Origin of the sequence: Mesorhizobium sp. M7A.F.Ca.AU.002.02.1.1, from assembly GCF_003998535.1 — a bacterium.
GTDB lineage: Bacteria > Pseudomonadota > Alphaproteobacteria > Rhizobiales > Rhizobiaceae > Mesorhizobium > Mesorhizobium ciceri.
Genome location: NZ_RZPB01000147.1, coordinates 1 through 10,297 on the forward strand (window position 1 = coordinate 1; position 10,297 = coordinate 10,297).

10 protein-coding genes and 1 pseudogene are annotated in these 10,297 nt (G+C 58.4%); 6 read left to right on the forward strand and 5 right to left on the reverse strand.

Features of this window, described 5'->3' with window-relative positions; all coding sequences use genetic code 11:
• Positions 1-387: hypothetical protein (locus tag EN879_RS39370; protein WP_206520935.1), on the forward strand; the 387-nt coding region annotated here is incomplete at its 5' end.
• 2,046 nt (positions 388-2,433) lie between these two features.
• Here EN879_RS39370 and EN879_RS11915 read toward each other — a convergent pair.
• Both EN879_RS11915 and EN879_RS11920 read right to left on the reverse strand, forming a co-directional pair.
• Positions 2,434-2,814, reverse strand: a pseudogene (locus EN879_RS11915) (pyridoxamine 5'-phosphate oxidase family protein); the annotation flags it as partial.
• 80 nt (positions 2,815-2,894) lie between these two features.
• Positions 2,895-4,286, reverse strand: coding sequence for an FAD-binding oxidoreductase (locus EN879_RS11920; RefSeq protein WP_013525274.1), 1,392 nt, complete (start codon positions 4,284-4,286; stop codon positions 2,895-2,897).
• A gap of 1,680 nt (positions 4,287-5,966) precedes the next feature.
• Between EN879_RS11920 and EN879_RS11940 the strand changes: the two genes are divergently transcribed.
• On the forward strand, positions 5,967-6,662 hold the full coding sequence (locus EN879_RS11940; protein WP_245493813.1) for an ATP-dependent DNA ligase: 696 nt from the start codon (positions 5,967-5,969) through the stop codon (positions 6,660-6,662).
• 83 nt (positions 6,663-6,745) lie between these two features.
• Positions 6,746-6,886, forward strand: a complete 141-nt coding sequence (locus EN879_RS39865; protein WP_244507019.1) for a hypothetical protein — start codon at positions 6,746-6,748, stop codon at positions 6,884-6,886.
• A gap of 328 nt (positions 6,887-7,214) precedes the next feature.
• Here the strand turns inward: EN879_RS39865 and EN879_RS40725 are convergent, their stop codons facing one another.
• Positions 7,215-7,460, reverse strand: coding sequence for a hypothetical protein (locus EN879_RS40725; RefSeq protein WP_013525243.1), 246 nt, complete (start codon positions 7,458-7,460; stop codon positions 7,215-7,217).
• Positions 7,461-7,469: 9 nt separating this feature from the next.
• The gene (locus EN879_RS11955) at positions 7,470-7,703 is read right to left on the reverse strand and encodes a hypothetical protein (RefSeq protein ID WP_013525244.1); all 234 of its coding nucleotides are present in this window, start codon (positions 7,701-7,703) and stop codon (positions 7,470-7,472) included.
• A gap of 75 nt (positions 7,704-7,778) precedes the next feature.
• Between EN879_RS11955 and EN879_RS11960 the strand changes: the two genes are divergently transcribed.
• The 3 genes from EN879_RS11960 to EN879_RS11970 all read left to right on the forward strand — a co-directional run bounded on the left by EN879_RS11960 (position 7,779) and on the right by EN879_RS11970 (position 9,618).
• A complete protein-coding gene (locus tag EN879_RS11960; RefSeq protein ID WP_063170624.1) occupies positions 7,779-8,498 on the forward strand; it encodes an SOS response-associated peptidase in 720 nt (239 codons plus the stop codon).
• Between the two features lie 110 nt (positions 8,499-8,608).
• The gene (locus tag EN879_RS39870) at positions 8,609-8,800 is read left to right on the forward strand and encodes a hypothetical protein (RefSeq protein ID WP_244507026.1); all 192 of its coding nucleotides are present in this window, start codon (positions 8,609-8,611) and stop codon (positions 8,798-8,800) included.
• Between the two features lie 533 nt (positions 8,801-9,333).
• Entirely contained in the window at positions 9,334-9,618 is a 285-nt protein-coding gene (locus tag EN879_RS11970; RefSeq protein WP_013525246.1) for a hypothetical protein, read from the forward strand.
• A 95-nt stretch (positions 9,619-9,713) separates the two neighbouring features.
• Here the strand turns inward: EN879_RS11970 and EN879_RS11975 are convergent, their stop codons facing one another.
• Complete coding sequence (locus EN879_RS11975; RefSeq protein ID WP_063170623.1) at positions 9,714-10,004, reverse strand: hypothetical protein; 291 nt, start codon at positions 10,002-10,004, stop codon at positions 9,714-9,716.
• Positions 10,005-10,297: the final 293 nt, after the last annotated feature.

Sequence of the window (10,297 nt, forward strand, 5' to 3'; positions counted from 1 at the left end):
GCGTTACGAAGAGGCGGGGGAGGCTGGGTTGCTCGACCGGCGTTTGGGCAAGCTTTCGACGCGCCGGGTGCCGCGGAGGGGGTCGAGGAGATGCTGGAACTTTATCGCCACCACTACCTTGGCTGGAACGTGAAGCATTTCCACGAATACCTGCTGCGCGATCATGACTTCAACTGGGGCTACCCCTTCATCGAGACGCAGCTTCATGCGGCTGGGCTGGTGGAACGGGCCAGGCGGCGCGGTGCTCACCGGCGCAAGGAAGTCGTGCGAGGGGAACCTCTACAAATCCGACGGACCTCACGGTCGTCTCGAACACTGCACGAGACAGATTTGCGGGCATTCGGAACTTGCGTCGTATCCCGGCCTTCAACTCACCCCGCTCTGTAATAAAGCAGGCCATTGCTGCGTCCTTCCGTGAATCCAGCGCGAGCTTCTATGAAGCCGGAGCGGTTCTCAATTACTGCGGATACCACCCGAGGTTCGGTTTCTCCGCCGTCAACACTGGACGACAGGTTCTGGATTTTGAGAGCGTGCTCTCTTTGGATCAGGAGGCCGCCATTCCGTCCAACCCAAGCAAGTGGTTTGGTCAGACCAGACGGACCCTAAGCTGTCGTTCTCATTAGGTCGCGATTTCTAAGCAGTGCTCAGGAACGAGCGCTGGCTTCGGCAGCACGATTTTCTACGCGAGCCGATCCAGGTACATCTTGAGCGCCGAGATGGGCTGATGATCGAATTGAAAGACGTCAGCTCAGGCGAATTGTCACTGATTTCATCGCTGGTGTTCCTAAGCACCGCGGAGCGAGGCCATTAGCCTGTTTTCCTCATCGACGAACCCGAGGAGCCTTCACCCGAACTGGCAGCGCAAGTATGTCGAACGTGTAATGACCTCCACATACTACAGGCAGCCCCATGTGGTCATCGCGACCTATGCGCCTCTTGTCGTTAGACGCGCCTTGGCGTGGTCCAAGGACGTCGGTGGTGTCTTCCAGATGGTCAACGGCTGGCCGGTGCGCATTCCGCTCGTGGATTCGACTCCCACGAGTATAGAAGAGGTCCTTTGGCGAGCCTTCGATGTGGTTACGCCTGCTAACCATTTCGCCGTGAATGAGGCGAGGCGGGCTTCTTGCTCTACGTTGAAAGCCACTGAGGGTGAGCCCGCCGCCTATTGGGGCGCCGGCGGCGGACCCTGTGTAAGCGGCTACATCCTTTTGAATCGACCGCTCAGAGGGTCAATGTGCCACTTGAAGGTGAGTTCCCTTTAGGATTCTAGGCAGTGCGGTTTGCGTAGCGTCCAGATCGCCATGCGACTTCGATTTTCAAGCGCGACATAGGCCATCAGGCGTAGTTGTAGCAAGACCAGTGTACCGGTAGCATATGGAGCCTGGACATTAGGCCCACCCTCGTGCCCAGCTATGGTCGGCACGGTCGCTCAACCCGCTTTTGGTCTGCCTGATCGTGCCGACTACCGCCCCCAGGGCTGCCCCTTCCAAGGGTTTGTGCTTTGGTGGCGATTATCGGCAGTCGGACAGGAACGTAAGGTGAAACTAGCGAGGACTTTGCGCGGCTCCGCTACTGCGGGATTGCGCCTAGTTGCAACGGCCAGAACAAATCAAGGCCAAAAGCGAGCCGCTAGGCGCTACCCAGCCGTAGACTCAAAAGAATGGCCGGTGCGGGGACGCTTAGGTTGGAAAGCGTGGGCCGCACCGGCCATTGCGGGATAGCTCTTAGGGATCGTCCCCCGCGCTGCCTAAGTTATAGGCATATTAGCGATTGCTCAATTGAGACTGAAGTCCCTACCCAACCGTAGGGGGATAGCTAAATCCAGCTAGGGGAAAGACCGTTGCGCAGAAAACCAAAGGAGCTGCACGGCTGGCGATCTGTGCACATGACGCCGACCCATCCAACGTCTGTCCTTAAGCCGGTGAGGGAACACCTGAACCGCCAAGGGGCGGCGGACATGAAGGCGTACCGCCCGGCGGGCAACGCCTGAAATCCAACATCCTGTTGAATTGGCCCGCTGCCGAGAGGTGGCGGGCCTTAATCTTTGTGTTGAACGATGTAGCTATTGCTGACGGCGTTGCTCCCAACACCGCGCGTGACAACAACGGTGGTGTACCCGGCGGGCAGGGAACCGGTGACAGTCTCGTCGAGGGGATGACATCGTCCGACGATTTCCCCATTTGGCGCACCTGCGAGCCTGTCTTTCAGAGATGCCTTACACACGTCAAGCGACGCATATGTGGTCGGCGCGGCATCAATGGGCCTGCAGACGACAGCCTCGCCTGGGCTGCAAGAGAGTAAAAGCAGTACTGCTGCGGTTGCCGGATCCATTGTCGAAGCTCCACTGAGACGAGCCTCAACGCAGATCGACGGCCTTTGTTGCACAGGCAGCCCTGGCGGCGGCCCGCTGCCGAGAGGTGGCGGGGCTAATCCCTATTTCGCAAGCGAGTTGCCGGACAGCTCAAAAACCATCGGCTCGCCTCTGAAATCGGAATAGCGAATCCATCGAGGCGAAATCGTAAAAAGTTGTGCTCCTTGCTTTAGAAACTCCGCTTCAAGCGGACAGTTGGCAACGTGGACATCTCTCAACCGCTGTGATTCGTTAGCCTTGGCAGGTCGGGCCCGGCCTTCGATTTGAACCGTGACATTTTCATCCCAGCCGATCACCATGGCGATCCGGCTGTCTCGTTTGATATTTGCCAGCTTCCGACTTCCGGGAAAGCTGTCGAACACGATGTTGAGGTCGTCGCCCAACGTCACCTGTATGACGGCTGCCTCTGGAGACCCGTCCGGATGCACGGTGCTGATAGCCCCGAGCTTATGCCTAGGTGCCCGCGATCATGCTGACCCCAAGGGAACTTTCGATCAGTTCGCCCCAGTTTGTCGAAGGGCGCTTAATGTGTCGCGGTCGAGATGTTTTGGTTGACGCTAAAAAAGTTGGTCGGGTCGTATTTGCTTTTCACTTCCGCAAGCCGTCTGTAGTTTTCGCCGAATGAGGCGCGGATAACTTGGTCCGCGGGCTCGCTCTGAAAGTTCAGAAGGTGCATCCCGCTCGAATGCGGCTCGAACGCATCATACATGGCGCGTACCCAGGCAATATGCCTTTCGCTTTCGGCCGGATCCACCCACTGCGCGGTCATTCCTATGTTGTATTCCGCGCCGCGCTGGGCGAAGGCGGATTCAGCGCGACTGATCCTGCCTGGCGCGCCGCCATAGAACTCTACGATGCAGGCCGAAAGAGGCGACTTCATGCGATTTCCATGCTCGACAAGCAGGTCTATGATCGTGTCGGTAAGTTGCGGAACGAAGCTCGCCTTCCAGAAATTGTGGGTGCCGTCCGGGAAAGCGCCGTCAAGCAGCTTCTGCATCGTCGGGAAGGGCATTAGCTGGATGGCATCGAGCATTGGGGGACCGAAAGCTCGCAGCGGCGCCAGCACACGTGCGCCTTCTACCACGTCACCGCACCAGCATGCGATTACGCCGATCGCCGGCATGCCGTCCGGTGTCGTCAGCATGGCCGCGTAGGCAGTCAGTTCCTCCGGTGCCGTGGCCATGAAGTCACGATAGAAGCGCAACACCTCACCGGACTTGTCGCGTGCGTGAACGATCAGGCCGCCGAGCACTGAAGATATTTGCTGCGCCCGGAAGGTGAAGCAGGTGACGATGCCGAAATTGCCGCCGCCGCCGCGCAAAGCCCAGAACAGGTCGGGGTGTTCTTCCATGCTGGCCGTCAGCAGGTTGCCCTCCGCTGTCACCAGCTCAAACGAAATCACATTGTCGCAGCTCAGTCCGTACTTGCGCACCAGCCAGCCTACGCCGCCGCCGAGCGTCAGACCGGCAACGCCGGTCTTAGAGACGACGCCGACCGGCACCGCCAACCCATGCAAATGCGTCTCTCGGTCGAGATCGCCAAGCGTCGCGCCGCCCTGAACTCGCACGGTCTGGGTCTTGGGCTCAACCATCACGCCACGCATGGCGGAGAGGTCGATCACGATGCCGTTGTCGCAGAGCGCGCGCCCGGCGACATTGTGACCGCCCCCACGCACCGCGACAAGAAGGTCGTTTTTAGAAGCGAATTTCACTGCGTGGATTACATCAGCGACACCGAGGCAGCGTGCGATCAGTCCAGGGTGTCGATCAATTGCCGCGTTCCAAATACGGCGTGCCTCGTCGTAATCGGCATCAGCGAGCCGGATAAGGCGGCCAGCCAACCCCGAAGCGAACTCATCGATGAGGTCGGCGCCAATCGGCATGCCATTGCGACTTTGAAGCTGCGTCTCTAACATATCCTCCTCCTCAAGCGCGTAAGCTCAAGCCTCGCGGTGAGAAGTAGCATAACACCAGTTGGCGGGCCTGTGACGCCGAAAACACCTTCGATCCGATAAGTGGCGCTCGGTGCGGAATGGCCGCTTTTGCCAACTGGATTCTAGGAAGCTGCCAGTCGGCTCGCGGCCCCATGACAGTCACATCAAGCAACGGAGAGGCGCACGCCACCAGCCGAGCAGCTCGCACACCACGGTATACCTCGACTAACGTAACACCGCCGCCGGTTGCGGCGTAACATCTGGGTGGATCGACTATCTGTGACAGGGTAGCGTCACGCCTAAACCTTGAGGTGACAGGGCCGCAGATAGCGAGCCATCGGGCAAAAATCGAAAGGCCGGAAGGGTTGCCGTACGGTTTTACAAGGCAACGACGCTAGGTCGTTCCAACAAAAACCGCGCTGTCGAGATTGGGTCATTGCACTGTTCCCATTCGGTGCTTTCCCCATGAGAACTGCCCACTGGCCTGACGGCTGGCGGGCTTTTTTGTATCAGCGGAACCTTATTACTCATGCTCAGTTCTTGGCGGCAGCGCCCCGCACGCTGCTGGCCAAGGAAAGGCAACCCTTGGCCGGGCCCGCATCGGTCCTCACCCAAGCGGTGCGGGCCCACTGTCGATGCTGCCGAGCCCGTCTTCACACCCTTGGGCGTATCTTTCGAACAGTTCCACCTTTTCTGGATAAGGAAGGCGGTGTAAACGCTGGCAACCTTCGCACCGATAGTGGGCGGCAACGATGAACCAACGCCCTGGCTTGGTGAACTCGTTTCCACATCCGGGGCATTTGAGTGTCATCTCAACCGAAGATAGTTTCTGGGAGAGCGGCATCAGGTCGCGTAACTCAAACTGCCGACGCCAGAATCAGCGTTATCCCCACCACCATCGACGCATAGATCGTGGCTAAAGCACGATCGGTCGAGGAATACTCGGCGGGTGTGCGAGGCCGGCGAAGTCGGGGCCTCGGAATGTTTCGGTGCCCACGGGACGTTGGCGGAAGCGTTGTCATTGCAAGCGCGCAAAGATAGACGCTGGGCTATATCGGCGGCGATCAGAGAATAGTCCGCCACCAATTTCGACCTGTCCGAGACAATGGAGATTTCACGTTGCAACATCGCGCGCCTCCCATGAGTTCTCCCAACTGACGGGTCTAAATTATGTTCCGCCAATTTTGAGAGGGGTGCTGCTGCCGATGTGCTGGCGCGGCTAATCTACCAGCAACAGGAGCGGCTTGCTTTGGCTGCTCGTGCCAAATCACCTGCCGCAAGTCGCGCATGTCGACCTGCTGTCCGCACGTCGGGCAGGTATAGAAGTTGTCGTCCTCATCGGCTGGTTCGCCGCCGTGCTCCTTGCCGGGAATGGATGGTCCACGTCGGACGGCCTCGCCATGGCTGTCAAACAGTCAAATCGTCTAAAATGTTCCGGAACCATTTTAGCGCATGCTAAATTGAAACGCAGTCTTGCGGGTCAGTTCATGCGTCTGAAGTTCATCAGGCCAATGTTTCCCAGGCTTGTCGAGGTCCCCCCGACAGGAGACAACTGGATTCACGAAATCAAGTACGATGGCTATCGGACGCAAATCATAATCGAGACGGCACGGCCCGAGCGATCACCCGGAGGGGGCCTACGACTGGTCATCGACGTACAAGATGATTGTCGAGGCGGCGGCAACCCTTTCCCCCAAGTCGGCAATCATCGACGGCGAGGCAATCGTCCTCAACGGGAAGGGCGTGTCGGATTTCCATTCGCTGCGGTCCGCGATGCGATGGGCGCCGGATCGGATTATCTTCGTCGCCTTCGATCTACTGCACCTGGACGGGGTCAACCTGCGCCCAGCACCTCTGCTGGAACGTCGGGAAAAGCTGCTCGAACTAGTCGGGACTGCCAAAGGCGTGATCCAGTACAGTCACCATGTGCATGGCGGCGGGGCCGACTTCTACGCCGCGGTTGATCGAATGGGCCTGGAGGGCATGGTGTCGAAGCGGCCTGATAGCGTTTATCGGTCAGGCGACACCGAAGCGTGGCTGAAAACCAAATGCTACGAGGAAGTCGACTTTGAAGTGGCAGGCGTGCAGCTAAAACCGGGATCGGCACCACTCGCTTTGATGGCAACCCGCGATGCGGAACGCCGCTATGTCGGATCGGCTCACATCGCGCTGACCAAAGCCATGCGAGAACGCCTGTGGGCCAAGGTGCAGGAGGGGAAAGGCACGCCACCGAAGGGAGCCGACAAGCCAGACGCCGAATGGATCAAACCTGGCCTTGTCGGACGAGTGAAGACCCTTAAGCGCGAGGACAAGCTACGCCATGCGACTTTGCGGGCGATCCGCGAGGCTAAGGCATGACGCCCCGGCCGCTCCACCATGTGAACGTCGAACCCAACTCCCCTGTGGCAGTCGATCAGCGTGCAGCCTTGAAGCTCGTCCGAATGGCCATCGAGCAGGTATGCCCTGCCGGCGTGCTGCCTAGCGAGGAATGGGTGACGGGCTACTATGGCCCAGAACCGATCTATGAAGGCGAGGCATTGGCCAAGGCGATCATTGAGACCGTGGAGCGCCTGACGAAGTAAGCCCGCCGCTGAGGACACAATTACAGCGGCGGGCCTTGCACTTGCACCAGAGCTTGGATTTGAGGAGGGGAATCTCAACCAAGCACATTTCCAACTTCGATCTCAGAAACAGGTTCCAGCCCTACGAAAAAGATTAATCGCGGGTGGCCCGCCACCGGGTCTCGGAGCCAGTGGCGGGCCTTGCTTGGCTGTTTCAAGGAGATTTCCTTACCAAGCGCATTCCGAACTTCGACTGCGGACGCATGTTCCTCCCAGGTCGGTGCAAGAGTTTATGCCCCCGCTGGCAATCGACGCATTGGCCAAGGGACGCCCAACAGGTCAACAGACCTTAAATCGGCTTTCCAGCGCGCAACATGGCCCGCGCAATTGCGAGTTGCGTTTCCAGCCTGGCGTTCTCTTTCTGAGCCATATTGTCGGCCGCTATGAGCCGTTTCAGCGCCCGCAATGTCTCGCCTCGCGTCCATCCCGCCTCCAGCATGCAATCGACAATCACCTGAAAGCCTGGCTCCATGGCCTCCTGGCAGTCGATGGCTCGGTCCTGATAATCGTCCTGTCGCTTGGGCGGATTGACCATATCTGATTCTCAGTTGGCGGGGCCTTTGGGCTTTGTCTCGGACGTAGATCCGTCGAGGAGATCGAGAAATGAGTGCAACGCCTTGACCATCATCCGAGCGCCGTTTTCGCTCAGGGTGAAGGATCGCTTCCCCTCGGCAGTCAATAGCCCGACAAGGCAGACCTCGGGATTATCGCGGTCATCGATTTCGATTGTGACGCCCGAGACCGCTGGCAGCATTACGTCCTTTGGCTTCTTCGGCATCACCACAACCTTGATACGTTCTCACTCCGTTCCCATCTTGGGCGGGCCTCGATCCTTGTCAATGAGACGACCTGAATGTGTGGACGCGTTTTTGTAAAATCGACCATCCCGGACATGGTGCGGCGCTTCGAGTTCGCGCACCCTGGCGACGTTGAGCGTTTGGGCAACGGGTTCCCGGTCTGGAATGGCGCGCCCAGCCTGACCTATCCAATCATTGTACGTGAAGAGCTTTCCACGAGCATGGCCGGTTTCCTTTCTGCGAAGTGGGGGCTGGTTCCCGGCTGGGCGCGCGATGGCGGCGGGCGGCCACCGCCTGTCAATGCGCGGTGCGAGACGATTGCCAGCAACGGCATGTTCCGAAAAGCATACGCCGCGCGCCGTTGCCTGGTGCCCGTCGACGGCTATTTCGAATGGCAAAAGCTCGATGGTTCGGGCACGAAAAAGCAGCCTTACGCTATCGCGATGACGGAGGACGAGCCTTTTGCCATGGCTGGAGTATGGGAAGAATATGCCGACAAGGCGACCGGCGAGTTGATCCGGACCTTCGCTGTCGTCACCTGCGAGCCCAATACGTTGATGGCGACGATCCATGATCGGATGCCGGTTATTCTGGCGCCTGCCGATTACATGCGCTGGCTCGGACCGGAACTGGATCCACGCGACCTCATGAAGCCATATCCTTCGGAGCTGATGAAGATGTGGCCGATTGACAGGAAGGTCGGAAGCCCGCGAAACAACACGCCGGACATCATTGACGAAATTGGCGTGGGACCAAACGACCTTTTCAACGTTTGAGCCTTTACACTGAACGGTCGCGGTAGGAATATTGTCCTCAGGTGGGGCGACTCTCAAAAGGTGTCGCAATGGCTAGGTCAAAACCCTCAAAGCAGTTATAACAGGCTGAAATCGAGCGCTTCCTGGTGGCAGCGGAAGCGCTGCACCTAAGCATCATCAAGCCGTTCATATCACCACATTGCGACCACTACAGGCAGACGCGCGTCCTGCACGAGGTGCTATTGAAGGCCGTGCGGGACGTCACCGGGAAAGAGGTCGAGTTCATCCGGTGGAACACCACTGGACCGGTGCTGCCCCCCTAAGGCTGGGTAAGCGCCTGGCTGCCGGGGATCGATCAGGCCGAACCCGCAGAACTGACAATGCCAGCGATGCGGATAGCGACGGCATCAAGTCCGCCGTCGTAAATTCTCGTGAGGACGTGTTCCGCAGCTTCAGCCCGTTGGGCAGTGCAACCGCGAACGTCGCCACCGCCCAACCTTGCCGGCCTGTTGGCGACGCAATCCCAAACTCCCCACAATCCGTCGCGCTCAATATGACAATAGAATCTGTGCTTGTGATTTTCCATGCAAGGTAAACTCCCCGCATCCCCATTGGGGTCCGATCTATCCAGGAAGGTGGTTAATGGGCCCGCGTTCGCCGATCGCACTTTAGGCTGGCCGCAGTGGTCCGTCGCCGCACGATGGACTGCTCACTGCACCGGCCATTCTCCACGACACCAGCGCGCGTCAGACGGCTGCCGATGCGGAATCGGCGAGATGCGGGAACAGAGTTCAGACGCCGACGTTTTTTCCCCAGGTCACGCGATTTTGCGCGTGTAGAACTAACGGAGGTAAAAATGAGCATCAAAATGCTTACGATGGGCGCGATGGCGCTCGCAGTGATGACGGGCTCAGCGCTGGCTGGCAGCAGCACCACTTCCGCGCTCGATGATCCTGCAAAGATGTCACCTTTCTTCACGGATGCCGGCATGAAAACCTTGAGGTCGGAAGCGGATTTCAAGACCGCATGGATGTCCATGAAACCGGATGAACAAAAGGCGGTGCTGAAAGACTGCGGCGACACCACGCTCAACAAGTCGCACGCTGATTTCTGTGCCATGGCCAAGAAGATGGGCGGCTGAGAATAACCGCTCTAGGCATTGTTCCCGAAACGTATTTGGCCCGTCCCTTAGGCACGGGCCTTTTTCTGCGGACCATTCCCTTGCGAGCCATGTTGCTAAGCGCTCCCGTCGGTCTCGCTTTCCTCGTCAATCATCCGGACTGGCAGATAAGCATTCGTTTCCAGCCACTCACGCAAGACGATCTGAATGAGCTCCGACCGGCCGATTTTCATTTCAGCGGCAATGGAGTTCAGTGCGTCCTGTGTTGCTGGCTCTAGCGGGAGGCCGGCGACGTTCCGGAGCATCAACGCAGCGCGCCGAAGCATGATCGGAAGATCCGCTCGCGACATGTCGGCGATGCTATCGGCGGCGTTCTCCAGTTCTTTGGCGAAGGATGATAGGGGCATGGCTCTCATCCTAAAGACAACAGCGGAATAATACACAGCAATTCAATTGAACAACGGGTGTATCGGGGAACGCCGCAAAATTATCTTGGTTGGATTGGCAGCAGGGATCACGGTTCACCTGGGCGGGCATCAATGGATGAGACGGTGATCCGAATATGCAGGCGGAACCTGTCGAAGAACAGCACGACCGCGAAGCCGTGGACCTCAGCTCTGTCATTGAACGCGTAACTGCGAGGGTTATCCACAGGTCACCAAGATTGGTAAAACGCTCCGAGCTTCGTTAAGGTTTCGTT